This window comes from Actinomadura sp. WMMB 499, from assembly GCF_008824145.1.
Taxonomy (GTDB): domain Bacteria; phylum Actinomycetota; class Actinomycetes; order Streptosporangiales; family Streptosporangiaceae; genus Spirillospora.
Genome location: NZ_CP044407.1, coordinates 7,086,612 through 7,100,868, shown reverse-complemented (window position 1 = coordinate 7,100,868; position 14,257 = coordinate 7,086,612). Strand labels below are relative to the sequence as shown.

The window sequence follows — 14,257 nt, the reverse complement described above, 5'->3', positions numbered from 1 at the left end:
GCATGTCGACCCAGACCAAGTTCGTGATCGGCGGTGTCGCCGTCGGCTTCCTGACCCTGTTCATCTTCCCGTGGTGGATCACCGCGCTGATCATCCTCGGCGTGATCGCCGCGCCGCTCGCCGGGTACCTGATGCTCGACCCGTCGCAGCGCAAGCGGGTCCGGGCGCAGGGGCGCAAGCGGCTGAACGGCTGACGGCGCCGGCCGGGAGTCGCCTCCCGGCCGGACGCCGTGCCGGCCGGCCGTACCGTCCGGGCCGTACCGTCCGGGCCGTACCGTCCGGGCCGTACCGTCCGGGCCGTGCCGTCCGGGCCGTGCCGGCTAGTCCCAGAGCGCGCGGTCGGCGCCGCGCGGGTCGCGGACGGTCCCGTTCGCCTCGCCGTCGAAGACGCGGACGGCGCGGGCCCGCGGGTCGAACGGCTCCCAGCCGGGGTCGCCGTCCGCCGCGAACCGCACCCACGCGTGGTGCACCTCGTCGGCGAGGTCCTGCGGCGGGTTCGGCCCGGCCAGTTCCGAGTCGGGTTCGAGGTTGTCGAACACGAAGCCGAGCTCGAGGGCGTGGCAGGCGCCGAGGTCGTGGTTCGGGGACCGCCAGCCGAACTCGTACATCCAGGTCCCGGGGACGCCGGCGGGCTCGGCGTTCGCGGCGTGCCCGGCGGCGGTGCGGTGGGCGGGCATCCGGAACAGGCTGTCGGTGACGATCGTCGCCATCAGCTCGCCCGCGCCGAGCTCGGGGTACCGGTCCCGGTAGGCGGCGGCCACGGCGGGCGGCACGCCCATCCCGGCGGTGGCGGCGCCGACCAGGTCGGGGGTGAGCGCGGCGGCGACGCCGGTCGGCATGAGGAACAGCCGGAACTCCTCGGCGGTGTAGCCGGTGAGCAGGGCGACGTCGCGTCCGGCACCGGCCGCGACGGCGTCCTCGGGACGGCGGGCGAGCAACTCGCCGTCCAGGATCGGGGTGAGCGCCATGCCGCCGGCGGCGGTGGTGGCGCCCCAGCGGCCGGGGTCGGGCAGGGCGGACACCTCGCCGGACACGGCGGCCTGCACGGGCAGGATCGCGGCCGGGTCGAGCGCGGCGAAGCCCGCGGCGGTCGGTTCGACGCCGAGGCGGGCCGCGAGCTCCTTGGCGACGAGCAGCGCGTCGTCCGGGTCCTGGGCGATGTTGCCCGCGCCGCTCTGCGTGATCGCGCGCCGGAACAGCCCGAGGTCGAGCGAGAGCAGGGTGGTGACGCTCATCGCGCCCGCCGACTCGCCGAACACCGTGACCCGGTCGGGGTCGCCGCCGAACCCCGCGATGTTGTCGCGGACCCATTCCAGCGCCGCGATCTGGTCGAGCAGGCCCCGGTTGAGCGGGGCACCCGGCAGGTTCGCGAAGCCCTCGACGCCGAGCCGGTAGTTGATCGTCACACAGACGACGCCGTCCCGCGCGAAGTTGTGCCCGTCGTAGGTGGGGACGGCGCCGGACCCGTTGACGAACGCGCCGCCGTGGATCCACACCATGACCGGGAGTCCGGCGCCGCCCATCTCCGGGGTCCAGACGTTGAGGTTGAGGCACTCCTCGCCCGGGATCTCGGGGTCGGGCAGGAGTTTCCTGAACGGGCCCGCGTAGCCGGGCTTCGGGGCCGTCGGGCCGTACGCGGTGGCGGGCCGGACCCCGTCCCAGGGCTCGGGCGGCCGGGGGGCCTGGAACCGGTTCGGGCCGAACGGGGGCGCGGCGTAGGGGATGCCGAGGAAGGCGGTGACGCCGTCGCGGGTGGTGCCCCGGACCCTGCCGTGCCGCGTGTAGCCGACCGCCTCCATGTCGCGCCTCCAGTTCTAGAACGAAATTCGAACAGCCGAAGACTACGGGACGGCGCCCCCGCCCGGCGACCCCGTGACGGGCCCGCTACGGGCGGTGCAGCATGCGGGTCAGGTAGTCGCGGGCGAACGCGCGGATGTCGTCGTCGTCCTCCAGCGGCAGCCCGCCGCCGGGGACGAGCAGCAGCGACGCGGCGAGCCGCACGAACACCTCGACGACCGCGTCGTGGTCGGCGGCGTCTTCCGGACGGGCGCGGCGGAGCCGGTCGGCGAGGATGTCGCGGGCCGCGACCAGCACCGCGCCGCCGTTCATGCCGAGTTGCGGCAGCAGGGTCTCGGGCTCGCTGTCCAGCACGCGGCGCATCAGCGGGTGCCGCCGGGCGCCCTGCAGTCCCGCGACGAACCCTTCGACGACGGCGTCCTCGGGCGTCGCGAGGCCCTCGGTCGCGCGGGCGATCGCGGTGAGGAACCGGCGCATCTCCCGCAGGATCACCGCCTGCAGCAGCCGGTCCTTGCTGGTGAACCGCCGGTAGATGGTGGTGCGCGCGACGCCGGCCCGCCGGGCGACGTCCTCGACGCTGACGCGGCGCAGCCCGTAGGTCTCGAACTCGGCGAGCGCGGCGTCCAGGATCCGGGCGTCCAGGTCGTCGGCGCCGCCCGCCTCGGGCGAGGAGAGCCGGGCCAGCAGGCCGCCCGCGCCCGCGCCCCCGCCCGCGCGGGACGCGTCCGTCGCGTCGGTCGTCATGCCCGCACCCTAGCCGCGTCCGGGAACCGGACGGGACCCGCCGCGGGCCCGCCGCGCCGTCCGGGAGGCGCGGAGGGCGCGGCGGGTCCCGCGGTGGGGCGGGGTTCAGGAGCCGGCACGGATGCGGGCGTCGTAGCCCTTCCGGGCCGCCGGGTCGTACTCCAGGAAGATCCGGTCGAGCCCGTACCGGCGGGAGACCGCCCGCCGGACCCGGTCGGGGAACAGCGCGCCCAGCCGGGTCTGCGTGCCGAGCTTCTTCGGCACGACGACCTGCGGGCGGGGGCGCCCGATCAACTCCACGACGGCGGCCGCGATGTCCTCGGGCTCGCAGTTGCGCATCCCGTTCGGGCTGGCGGTCCCGGCGACCAGCTCGGTGTTGGTGAAGGACGGCAGGACGGCGCCGACGTGCACGCCCCGGTCCCGCACCTCCAGCCGCGTCGCCTCGGTGAACGCGACGACGGCGGCCTTGCTGGCGTTGTAGAGGGCGAGGCCGGGGGTGTAGAGGATCCCGGCGAGCGACGCGACGTTGATGACGTGGCCGCGCCCGCGCGGCAGCATCCGGTCGAGGGCGAGCTTGGTGCCGGTCATCACGCCGTGCACGTTGATGTCGATGCAGCGGCGGGCGTCGGCCTCGCTCTCCTGCGTGACGGGCCCGATCGGCATGATCCCCGCGTTGTTGATGAGGACGTCGAGAGGACCTGCCTTGGCCTCGGCCCGGTCGAGGAACGCCGCGAACGACTCGCGGGACGTGACGTCCACGGCGAGCCCGGTGACGCCCAGGTCGTCCGCCGCCGCCCGCACGGCCGCCTCGTCGATGTCGCCGATGACGACGGTGGCGCCGCGCGCCCTGAGGGCGCGGGCGGTGGCGAGCCCGATGCCGCGCGCCGCCCCGGTGATCGCGATGACCTTGCTCACGGGCTCTCCAGTCGGTCGAGGCGGACGGGCAGCCCGTCCTTGGGCGAGGGAAGGGACGTGGTGTCCAGCGGCCATTCGTACCGCGCCGGCACGCTCCAGCGGTACCGCCGGAGCAGCTGATGCATGATCGTCTTGACCTGCATGCCGGCGAAGTGCAGCCCGATGCACTTGTGCGCGCCGCCGCCGAACGGCGCCCAGGCGTACTTGTGCGCCTTGTCCTCGCGGCGCTCCGGGGAGAACCGGTCGGGGTCGAAGCGCTCGGGATCGGTCCACACCTGCGGCATGTGGTGGTTGCTGAGCATCGGGACCACGACGACGGTCCCGGCGGGCACGTGGTAGCCGAGGATCGAGGTGTCCTTGACGACCTTGCGGGGCAGCGCTGGGACGGGCGCGACCAGCCGCAGCGACTCCTTCATCACCTGATCGACGCCGACGAAGGCGTCGAGGTCCTCGTAGTCCGGCCGCGGCTTGCCGAGGGCGCGGGACTCGTCCCGGAGCCGCTCCTGCCACTCGGGGTGCTTGGCCAGGTGGTAGGACATCGTGGTCAGCGTGATGGTGGTGGTGTCGTGCGCCGCCATCAGCGCGAAGATCATGTGGTTGACGACGTCCTCGTCGGTGAAGCGGTCGCCGTCGTCGGTCTCGGCCTGGCACAGTGCGGCGAACAGGTCGTCGCCGCCGTCGCGGCGCTTGGCGGGCAGGTGCCGGTAGAAGAACTCCTCCAGCACCTTGCGGGCCCGCAGCCCCTTGTGCCAGCGCAGGCCGGGCACGGGGAAGCGCACGTACGCGGTCCCGGCCCGGACCGCGTCGATGAACGCGCCGTTGACGCGGTCGCGTTCCGTGCGGTCCAGCTCGACGCCCATGAACACGTCCACCGCGAGGTCGAGCGTCAGCTGCTTGACGTGGTCGTAGACCTTGAAGTCCCGGCCCGCCTCCCAGGCGTCGAGTCCCGCGGCGATGCCGGGCGCCATCGCGTCCATGTAGGCGCGCAGGCGGGCCTTGGTGAACGCCTGCTGCATGATGCGGCGGTGGTGCAGGTGCTCCTCGAAGTCCAGGAGCATGATGCCCCGGTTGAAGAACGGGCCGATGAAGTAGCTCCAGGCGGGGCCGTTCGCGAAGGCCTTGTCCCGGTTGACCAGGACGGCCTCCGCGGCCTCCGGCCCCTGCACCGTGCACGTGCGCTGCCCGAGCAGCCAGCCCCAGGCGACCGGCCCGTACGCGTCGTAGCGCTTGCGGGCCTGGCCGATCGGGTCCCGCATCACCGCGAGCGTGTTGCCGATGTAGGGGATGCCCGGCACTCCGGGAACCGGTTTCAGGTCGCTGCCCTGGGGCGGCGGCGCGAGGACGCCCGTCATGGCACCTCCGGGGGGATGTGTGCAACAAAAGGACGGAAAATGTTGCTTCGTTATCTGTTGCTTCGTTGTAACGCAGCCGACCCCGGTAAGTCCAGACTTATCGGGGGTGACCTGCGACGCCCCGCCGGGACTCGGCGCGCTTCGCGGGGGCCTTCAGCAGCCGCCGCCGGGCCGCGTCGGTCAGCGGACGGTACGCGCCCGCGCGGTCGCGCGCGTACGCCCGGCGTTCCCGCGCCTCCGGCACGCCCTCGTCCCGCAGCGGACCGGTCCGCAGCCGGTGCCCGGCCGTCACCGGGATCTCGTCCACCACCCGCACCAGCGCGGGCCGCAGCCCCGGATCCACCCGCAGCAGCGCCTCGGACAGGTCGACGGGCTTCAGTTCCGCGCCGTCCCGGAGCCGGACGGCCGCCGCGACGATCTCGGCGTCGCCCACCGGGATCCCGTAGACGGCCACGGCGTCGATGTAGGGCAGGTCGCCGAGCGCGTCCCGGATCGGGCCCGGCGGGACGATCCCCTCGGCCGTCCGGATCAGCTCCGCGTCCCGCCCGACCAGCCAGAAGTCGCCGTCGGCGTCGCGGGTGAACAGGTCCCCGGTGATCGACCACGCGTCGTCCGGTTCGAACACGCCCCGCACCGGCCGCGCCGCGTCCCCGAGCGCCGCCGGACGCACCCGCGACAGCAGCATCCCGATCTCGCCGGGCTCGCACTCGGCCGCGAGCCCGTCCGGGCCCTCGGCCAGGCGGCCCCGCTCCAGGTCGTAGCGGGCGAGCCGCACCCGCGCGCTGCCCGGCAGCGGGCGACCCAGCGACCCGGGCTTCTTCCCGCTCAGGTTCACCAGCACCGACTCGCCCGCCGTGGACGCGTAGAACTCCAGCACCCGCGCCGGCGCGAACCGCTCCTCCACCCGCCGCCACAGCCCGCGCGGCATGCCGGAGCCGATGAACAGCCGGACGGCGTGGTGCCGTTCGGCCGGGTCCGGGGGCGCGTTCACCAGGTCGCGCAGCAGCGTCCACGTGTAGGACGCGACCGTCACCCCGTACCGGCGCGCCTCGTCCCAAAACGTCTCCGGGTCGTAGCCGCCCGCCAGCGCGAGCCGCGCCCCGCCCGCGACCGCGCCGCCGAGGCTCATCAGCAGCGCCGACGGGTGCTGGATCGGGGTGATGCTGTACACGGTGTCGGACGGCGACAGCGCCGCCGACGAGGCGGTGCCGAACGCCGACAGCGCCCACCGCCGGTTCGTGATCCGGCTGGCCCGCAGGTGCTCGCCGTCCCCGCTGAACACGACGAACGCGAGGTCACCGGCCCGTCCGGGGTTCGGCCGGTACCAGGCGGGCGGCGTCAGCGCGGCGACGTCGATGCGCTCCATGTCCGGCAGGAGGTCGCGCCCGGCGCCGCGCGCGCCGCCGAGCAGGTGCGCCGGGACGCCCAGTTCCGCCGCCCGCGCCGCGTGCTCCGGGTCGGCGATCACGCGGGTGACGCCGCCGAGCCGCGCCTCGGCCGCCGGGTCGCCGTCCGGGCGCAGCAGCACCGCGACCGCCCCGAGCCGGGACAGCGCCGCGACGAGCGCGAGCGCGGACGGCCGCGTCCCCATCAGCACGCCGACCGCGTCGCCCTGCCGCACCCCGATGTGGATCAGCCCGCGGACGACCGCGTCCACCCGCCGCCGCGCCGCCGCGTGGGTGTGCGCGCGTCCCTGGTAGACGAAGAAGACCTCGTCGGGCATCCGCTCGGCCTGCTCGTCCAGCAGCAGCCCCATCGACATCCGGGTGGCCGAGTGGATCCGCTCCAGCCGCGCGAGCCGCGGCAGGTTCTGCGCCGCCTCCCCCGCGAGCTGCCGGGTGCCGCTCGCCGCCCGCGACACCGTCCGCAGCGCCGACGTCGCGGCGCTCGTCCCGACGCCCATCGCGAGCTGCAGCCCGTACCCGGCGAGCCCGCCGGGCGGGCGCGGCGCCCGGACCTCCTCGTCGCCCGTGACGGGCGCGACGGCGTCCGGCAGCTCGCCCGCCCCGTCCCGCCAGCGCGCCCACGCGGCCACCGCGGGCCACGTCTGCTCGTTCGCGACCGTCCCGACGACCAGGCCGAAGTGCCCCGCGCGCAGCGACGTCTCGTACACCTGGGCGCGCGGCGCGGCCCGCCGGATGCCGCGCACCATCGGCGGCGTCGCGATCTCGTCGACCTCCCCGACGAACGTCAGCACCGGGCAGGTGATGTCCGCCAGCGTGACCACCCGGTCGCCGATGACGAACCCGCCCGTCAGCATCCGGTTGTGCTGGATGAACTGCCGCAGGAACTCCGCCAGCGCGGGCCCCGGCCACGACACCCAGCCCTCCCGCTCCAGGAACCGCCGCTGCCGCTCCCGGGGCGCCAGCCGCTCCCGGTCGTGCAGTTGCAGGATGAACTCCGCGCGCGACCGCACCGACTTCACCGGGCTGAGCAGCTGGAACCCCAGCCGCGTCACCCATCCGGGGACCGCGAACTCGCCCAGCACCCAGTCCGGGATCCGCTCGACGCCTTCGGCCGCCAGCCGGCTCGGCACGCCGAAGGGCAGCCCCACACTGGTGTCCGAGGGGCTGCCGAACGTCACGACCGACTCGATGCCCTCGCCGCGCCGGTAGGCCGCCGCCTGGTAGACGAACATGCCGCCCTGCGAGTACCCGGCCAGGTGCACGTCCCGTCCGGTGGCCTCGCGGACGCGGTCCACGGCGTCGCTGACCGCGACCACATGGTCGGTGACCGTCCGCTCCAGCCCGCCCGGCTCCCGCTCCGGCGCGCCGAAGTCGACGACCCACGGGTCGACACCCGAGCGGCGCAGCACGCCGACGGCGCTGGACCGCGACGAGACGTCGTACACCTCGGCGGTGATCATCAGCGGCGGGACGAGCAGGATCGCGGGCCCGTCCCCCGCGTCCGGGAAGTAGTGCCGCAGCCGGTGCACCCGCCCCTCGGCCACCACCTCGCACGGGGAGGCGTCCTCGTCGGTGTCGAACCCGCCGAAACGGGCGACCTCGAGGGCGTTCTGCGCGGTGGAACCCACCCGGCGCAGCATTCTGGACACAGACGGCATCGTCGACCTTTCACAGCGTCAACGACATGTTGTCCGTTCTCGTCGCTTTTATCAATCGAGCGCGCGGCCGCCCTCCATCAGGCCCGACTGGAAGCGCTCGAACATGTATCTCCTGCGCGGTTTGCCGCTGGACGTCCGCTGGATCAGCCCGGTGCCGACCACGATCGTCAGCTCCACGTCTTCCCCGAGGCGGCGCCGCAGCATCTCCCGGACGTCGGGCGCCCACGACTCGTCCTGCGTCTCGGCGAACAGCGCGATCCCCTTGCGCCCGGCACCGGGGACCCCGACCGCCACGATGCGCCCCTTGCCGAGGCCGGTGCTCTCGGCGATCTTGGCCTCGAGGTCCTCGACGTACACCGACCGGCCCCGCACCTTGATGCTGTCGCCCATCCGGCCGAGGACGAACAGCTGGCCTTCGTGGAAGAACCCGGCGTCGCCGGTGAAGACCCGCCCGCCGATGAACCGCGTCGACTTCGCTTCCGCGCCCGCGTAGTACCCCGGGCATGCCGACGCGCCCCCGACGACGATCTCGCCGAGCAGCCCGGCGCCGAGTTCGCGGCCCTCGTCGTCCACGATCGTGACCGGGACGTCGTCCGTCGGCGTCCCGCACCCGACGATCCACCCGGCCTTCGCGCCGAGCGACTCCGGACCCAGCGGGTGCTGCTCCAGGATCCGCACCGGCTCCCCGAACGACAGCGCGTCCGGGTCGGGACGCACCGCCAGCGGCGCCCGCCACACGTCGTCCATCGTGACGAGCAGCGTCGTCTCGGCCATCCCGTACGCGGGCCGGAACGCCGACCGGGAGAACCCGAACGGCTCCACGAGCTGCGCGAACACCTCCAGCGCGTGCGGGTCGATCGGCTCCGCGCCGATCAGTGCCATCTTCCAGCCGGACAGGTCGAGCCCCTCCAGCTGCTCCGGCTTGACCCGCCGCGCGCAGTACGCGTACGCGAACGGCGGCGCGGCGGTGTGCGCGGCCTCCGCGAAGCACCGGATCCAGCGCGCGGGATCGCGGATGAAGTGGTCGGGACGCATCAGCCGCAGCATCCCCTGCCGCGCGATCGGCGTCAGGAACGTCCCGATGAGCCCCATGTCGTGGTACAGCGGCAGCCAGGACGCCACGACGTCGCCCTCCTCGAACCCGGCCGACCGCGCGATCAGGTCGCTGTTGGCCTCCAGGTTCTCCCAGGTGACCATCACTCCGCGCGGCGAGCCGCTCGATCCGGACGTGAACTGCAGCAGCGCCAGTTCCCCGGCGGGCTGCACGGCGACGTCGTCGCCCTGCCGGGGGCGCCACGGCGTCCCCTCGATCCCCGCGTCGGCCATCGCGCGGCCCGCGTAGTCGGCCAGGCCGTCGGACGCCACGACCAGCACGGGCCGCGCCTGCCGGAGGATCGCCGCGACATGCGCCACGTAGTCGTCGCCGTCCTGGAACAGCGGCGGGGTGATCAGGCACACGGTGGCACCGGCGGCCCACACCCCGAAGTACGTCTCCACGCACGTGAAGTCGGTGGGCAGGATCACGCACACCACGTCACCGGGCCGGACGCCCTCTTCCAGCAGCGCCCCGGCGGTGCGGCGCGCGGCGGCCGCCAGCTCGCCGTAGTCGCGGAAGTCCCAGCCGCCGTCGTCGGCCGCCAGGTGTACGCCGCGTCCGGGGTTCGGCTTGTCCAGCCAAGCGCGCAGCGCAGATGCCATCGTGTCCCTTTCGACATGCTTGATCGGTCACCCACGTGACTCGTGAGTAACTTCACCAGCGCCCGGCCGCCCGCGTCAACCGGTGGGAAACACCGAAAGAGACCGCCCGGTCATTCCGAGGTGGCGGCCTTCCGGCCCCGCAGCATCGCGATGCCGCGCCATCCGAGCATCGTCACCCCGAGGAAGATCAGCGACACGATCACGAACGCGGCCGCCGTCCCCTGCCCGGAGACCGCCCGGAGCAGCATCCCGACGGCCACGGTCGACACCCACACGACGACCCCGGCGGGCACGACCGCCTCGGGCCGCCGCCACACGCGCCCGATCAGCCATCCGGCCGCGCCTCCGGCGAGGAACGGCCAGAACGTCGCGGCGAACCCGCTCAGCCCGCCGGACCCGTCATGCTCGGCACGCCCGATCACCACGAAGGCCACGAGGCACGCGGCGTCCGCGATCCCGGCCAGAACAGTGCGCTGCATGCACTCAAGCTATCCGCAGGGTCACGCCTCCTTGACCAGGTAGGCGAGTTCGGTCCGCCACTTCGCGAGGTCGGGCTCCTGCGCGGGGTCGGTCAAGTAGGTCTCGTAGCGCGCCGCCCACACCTCGCCGTCCCGGTCGAGTTCCAGCCCCATCTCCCCCGCCCACTCCTGCAGGGCCGCGTGCGCCTTCCCCAGCCCGTCCGGGTGCCCCTCGTGCAGCAGGACGGCGTACGTGCCCGCCGGCAGCGAGCCGGCGTGCACCCGCCCGTCCCCCTCGACGGCCTCGGCCACCGGCACCCCGACCTCGAGGTCGAACGGCCGCTCCGCGTCGCCGACCGTCCGGTACCGGTAGACCGGCCCGCCCCCGGGAACGGTCCCGCGCTGCGCGAGCCACCCGTAGACCTCGGCCACCAGCGCGTTGGCGCTCCCCCACTCGGCGAACGTGACGGCGATCCGGATGCCCGCGTAGTGGACCGTTCCCCGCCGCTCGACCGTAGGCTCGTTCATGAGTGATCCCCCTATAGAGATGACCTGCCGACTGGGCTTCAGTTCTAAGACCTGACACAACGTCAGGTGCAAGCCGAAGGGGAAAAGCGGGGATCTAGGGGCGCAGCCCCAGGGGTGGGCGGGCGGGGGAGGCAGGTGGCACGGGGGGTTCGGGGGGTCGCCCCCCCGGTAAAACGCGAAGAATCCCCTGGGAGCAAGCCGAAGGCGAGCGACCAGGGGATTCCAATTCGTAGCGGGGGCAGGATTTGAACCTGCGACCTCTGGGTTATGAGCCCAGCGAGCTACCGAACTGCTCCACCCCGCGTTGCGTGATGTCTTAACTCTATGGGGCCCTGGGGGCTTGTGCAAATTGGTTAGGGACGTGGCGTTGCGGGGGTGTGAACGGGGGCCTGGAGGGCGGCGGTGAGCATGGCGGTGAGGTCGGTGACGAAGGTGTCGTGGTCGAGGAGGGCGCCTTCGTCGCCGCGGACGGCGCGGTCGGCGAGGGCGGTGGTGAGGAAGCCGATGATGTTGGAGATCCGTTCGAGGGCGAGGGGTTCGGGGAGGGCGGTGCGGCAGGCGGTTTCGAGGTGGTGGAGCTGGCGGGCGAGGTTGGTGCCGTGCAGGAGGGCGGGGAGGCGGTGGTCGCGGATGCCGGCGCGTCCGGCGAGTTGGGCGGTGATGCGGAGGAAGTCGCGGCCGTGGTCGGTGCGGAGTTCGGCGGCGGTGGGTTCGACGATGGCGGCGACGGTGGCGGGGAGGCCGGCGGTGTCGAGGTCGGTGGTGCGGGCGGGTTCCATGCGGTCGACGCCGGCGCGGAGGATCGCTTCGAGGAGGCCGGCGCGGGAGCCGAAGTGGTAGGTGATCGCGGAGTCGTTGCCCTGTCCGGCGAGGGCGACGATGTCGCGGGTGCGGGCGGCGTCGATGCCGTCGGCGGCGAAGCGGCGGGCTCCGGCGCGCAGGAGTCGTTCGCGGGTGGCTCTTGCGTCTCTCGGCACGCGGATGATACTAACAGGGGACGTTAATAACGGTCGGCGTTACAACAGTCGGGAGTGCCGCGATGACGGACGTCTACGACCCGTTCGATCCCCGATTCCAGGCCGATCCCTATCCCGCGTACCGGCGGCTGCGCGACGAGGAACCGGTCCACCGGCACGACGATCCCCCGTTCTGGACGCTGTCGCGGTTCGACGACGTGTGGGCGGCGACGCGCGACGCGGAGACGTTCTCGTCCGCGCGGGGGCTCACGTTCTACCCGGACGAGATCGGCACGCTGGGCCTGGCGCCGACGCTCGTGATGCTGGATCCGCCGCGGCACACGGCGCTGCGGCGGCTGGTCGGCCACGGGTTCACGCCGCGCCGGACGGCGGCGCTCGAGGAGACGCTGCGGAAGTTCGTCCGGGCGCGCATCGCGGACATGGAGCGCGCGGCGGCCGACGGTGCGGCACCCGACCTGCACCGCGACTTCTCCTCGCCGCTGCCCACGTTCGCGCTCGCGCACCTGCTGGGCGTCCCGGCGGCGGACCGGGCGCGGTTCGACCCGTGGGTGCGGGCGCTGACGACGCTGCAGGACGACGGGTTCGACCTGAAGTCGCTGGTCGGGGACGCGGTGGACGCGGTCGCGGAGATGTTCGCCTACTTCACCGACGTGATCGCGGCCCGCCGCGCGGACCCGTCCGACGACCTGATCAGCGCGCTGACGGCCGCCGAGGTGGACGGCGAGAAGCTGGCGGACCGGGACATCCTGGGCTTCTGCTTCGTGATGGTCGCGGGCGGCAACGACACGACCGGGAACCTGATCTCGCACGGGGTGGCGCTGCTGGACGGCGACCACGCGCAGCGGGAGCGGCTGGCGGCGGACCCGGCGCTGATCCCGAACGCGCTGCTGGAGTTCCTGCGGCTGGAAGGGTCGGTGCAGGCGCTCGGACGGACGACGACGCGGCCGGTCACGCTGCACGGCACGGAGATCCCGGCGGGCGAGAAGGTGATGATGATGTTCGGGGCGGCGAACCGGGACGAGCGCGAGTTCGGGCCGTCCGCGGACCGGCTGGACGTCGCCCGGACGATCCCGCGGCACCTGGGCTTCTCCAGCGGCGTCCACTTCTGCATCGGCTCGCACCTGGCGAGACTGCAGGCCAGGGTCGCCTTGGAGGAACTGCTCCGGGCCCATCCGAACATCGGGGTGGACCTGGAGCGGGCCAAGCGGATCGCGTCGCCGTTCACCCGCGGCTGGGTGTCGCTCCCGGCGACGGGCGTCGGCTGAGCGGCGCGCCCCTCAGGGCATCGGCGCCTGGTACTGGCAGCTCACGTTGGCGAACTGCCCCTCGGAGGAGCGCCGCTGGACCACCTTCCCGTCGACGCTGATGCTGCACCCGATCGTCCCGCCCGCCGCGTCGGTGCTCCCGCCGACGCCGATGACGACGAACGACTCGACCTCGTAGGTGTCGCTCCAGGGCAGCTTCACCGTCCGCGTGGACATGCCGCCCTCGGGGTGGAAGACGTGGATCGACGCCTTCGACAGGCTGCCCGTCATCCGGTAGACGATCTTGTGGCCCGCAGGCCGGGCCGGGGACGTCCCGACCGCGGCCGGCGGGGAGCTCGCGGCCGACGCGGGCGGGGACGTCGAGGGCCGGGCGCCCGCGGCGTCCGCCCGGCGGTCCGGTGCGCGGTCGAGCAGGACGAACGCGGCGACGCCGATCAGCACGGCCGCCACGGCGAGCACCGCGCACCCCGCGAGCACCGCACCCGCGGCCGACCGGCCCGCGCGCGGGCGCCCCGGCGCGGGGCTCGTCGGCGGGGCCGGGTGCGGCGGCGCGGGCGCGGCGGGCGGGGGCCGGGCGGCGGGACGGCCGGGGCCCGCGGTCCCGCGCGCAGGTAGGACGCGACGGCCGCGGCGCTCTCCGGACGCCGGTCGACCGCCTTGGCGAGCAGGTCGTGGACGAGCCGCTCCAGCCGTTCGGGGACGTCCGGGCGGACGGCGCCGACCGGGGGCGGCGCCTCGTTCAGGTGCGCGTACATGAGGCCGGGCAGTCCGGAGCCGGAGCGGAAGGGCGGCTCGCCGGTGAGGAGTTCGTGGAGGACGCATCCGAGGGCGTAGAGGTCCGAGCGGAAGTCGGCGGCTCCCCCGCGGAACTGTTCGGGCGCCATGTAGAGGGGCGTGCCGACGGTTCCGCCGTCCTGGGTGAGCCGGGTGGCGGCGTCGGCGAGGCCCGCGATGCCGAAGTCGCACAGCTTGAGGCGTCCGTCGGCGAGGACGAAGAGGTTCGCGGGCTTGATGTCGCGGTGCACGATCCCGCGCGAGTGGGCGGCGGCGAGGGCGTCCGCGACCTGGACGGCGTGGCCGACGGCCTCCTCGACCGGGAGCCCGCCCGGGTGGCGGCGCATGACCGTCCGCAGGTCCTCGCCCTCGAGCAGCTCCATGACCAGGTACGCGAGGCCGTCTCCGGTGCGGCCGACGTCGAACACGACGGTGATGCCCGGATGCTGGAGCGCGGCGGTGGCCTCGGCCTCCCGCTCGAACCGGTCCATCGCGCCCGGCACGTCCGCGAGTTCGGCGGGCAGCACCTTGACGGCGACCGGGCGGCGCAGCCGCAGGTCGACCGCGCGCCACACCTCGCCCATGCCGCCGCGCCCGAGCACGCTCTCCAGGCGGTACCGGCCGTCCAGCTCCGTCCCGGCGGCGAGCCGCGGCCGGCCGGTCACGTCCGGCTCCGGGCGGCGCG

Annotated in this window: 13 protein-coding genes and 1 tRNA gene; 2 read left to right on the top strand and 12 right to left on the bottom strand. The window is 74.0% G+C overall.

Annotation, left to right across the window (positions count from 1 at the left end; all coding sequences use genetic code 11):
• Positions 1-2: 2 nt before the first annotated feature.
• Positions 3-194 carry a hypothetical protein gene (locus F7P10_RS32005; RefSeq protein ID WP_151015135.1) on the top strand — a complete coding sequence of 64 codons (192 nt, stop codon included), beginning with the start codon at positions 3-5 and terminating at the stop codon, positions 192-194.
• A gap of 126 nt (positions 195-320) precedes the next feature.
• Here F7P10_RS32005 and F7P10_RS32000 read toward each other — a convergent pair whose 3' ends face one another.
• From F7P10_RS32000 to F7P10_RS31955, 10 genes are all read right to left on the bottom strand, one after another.
• Positions 321-1,799 carry a carboxylesterase/lipase family protein gene (locus tag F7P10_RS32000; protein WP_151015133.1) on the bottom strand — a complete coding sequence of 493 codons (1,479 nt, stop codon included), beginning with the start codon at positions 1,797-1,799 and terminating at the stop codon, positions 321-323.
• Between the two features lie 85 nt (positions 1,800-1,884).
• A complete protein-coding gene (locus tag F7P10_RS31995) occupies positions 1,885-2,541 on the bottom strand; it encodes a TetR/AcrR family transcriptional regulator (protein ID WP_151015131.1) in 657 nt (218 codons plus the stop codon).
• A gap of 105 nt (positions 2,542-2,646) precedes the next feature.
• On the bottom strand, positions 2,647-3,456 hold the full coding sequence (locus tag F7P10_RS31990; protein WP_218040209.1) for an SDR family oxidoreductase: 810 nt from the start codon (positions 3,454-3,456) through the stop codon (positions 2,647-2,649).
• Positions 3,453-4,808 (bottom strand): cytochrome P450, encoded by a 1,356-nt coding sequence (locus F7P10_RS31985; RefSeq protein WP_151015128.1) that lies wholly within the window; start codon positions 4,806-4,808, stop codon positions 3,453-3,455. The genes F7P10_RS31990 and F7P10_RS31985 overlap by 4 nt, the downstream gene beginning before the upstream one ends.
• A gap of 97 nt (positions 4,809-4,905) precedes the next feature.
• Positions 4,906-7,854 (bottom strand): AMP-binding protein, encoded by a 2,949-nt coding sequence (locus tag F7P10_RS31980; protein WP_254716825.1) that lies wholly within the window; start codon positions 7,852-7,854, stop codon positions 4,906-4,908.
• Between the two features lie 69 nt (positions 7,855-7,923).
• Positions 7,924-9,570, bottom strand: a complete 1,647-nt coding sequence (locus F7P10_RS31975; protein ID WP_151015124.1) for an AMP-binding protein — start codon at positions 9,568-9,570, stop codon at positions 7,924-7,926.
• Between the two features lie 110 nt (positions 9,571-9,680).
• Complete coding sequence (locus F7P10_RS31970; RefSeq protein WP_151015122.1) at positions 9,681-10,049, bottom strand: DUF3054 domain-containing protein; 369 nt, start codon at positions 10,047-10,049, stop codon at positions 9,681-9,683.
• 21 nt (positions 10,050-10,070) lie between these two features.
• The gene (locus F7P10_RS31965) at positions 10,071-10,556 is read right to left on the bottom strand and encodes a GyrI-like domain-containing protein (protein WP_151015120.1); all 486 of its coding nucleotides are present in this window, start codon (positions 10,554-10,556) and stop codon (positions 10,071-10,073) included.
• Between the two features lie 230 nt (positions 10,557-10,786).
• A tRNA-Met gene (locus F7P10_RS31960) sits at positions 10,787-10,860 on the bottom strand.
• A gap of 49 nt (positions 10,861-10,909) precedes the next feature.
• Positions 10,910-11,533, bottom strand: coding sequence for a TetR/AcrR family transcriptional regulator (locus tag F7P10_RS31955; RefSeq protein ID WP_151015118.1), 624 nt, complete (start codon positions 11,531-11,533; stop codon positions 10,910-10,912).
• 62 nt (positions 11,534-11,595) lie between these two features.
• Here F7P10_RS31955 and F7P10_RS31950 point away from each other — a divergent pair, with 62 nt between their 5' ends.
• Entirely contained in the window at positions 11,596-12,798 is a 1,203-nt protein-coding gene (locus F7P10_RS31950; RefSeq protein ID WP_151015116.1) for a cytochrome P450, read from the top strand.
• A gap of 12 nt (positions 12,799-12,810) precedes the next feature.
• On the opposite strand, the gene F7P10_RS31945 is transcribed toward F7P10_RS31950, so the two are convergent.
• Positions 12,811-13,248, bottom strand: coding sequence for an MmpS family transport accessory protein (locus F7P10_RS31945; protein WP_151015114.1), 438 nt, complete (start codon positions 13,246-13,248; stop codon positions 12,811-12,813).
• Positions 13,233-14,237 carry a serine/threonine-protein kinase gene (locus F7P10_RS31940; protein ID WP_151015112.1) on the bottom strand — a complete coding sequence of 335 codons (1,005 nt, stop codon included), beginning with the start codon at positions 14,235-14,237 and terminating at the stop codon, positions 13,233-13,235. Before F7P10_RS31940 ends, F7P10_RS31945 begins: the two co-directional genes overlap by 16 nt.
• Between the last annotated feature and the right edge of the window lie 20 nt (positions 14,238-14,257).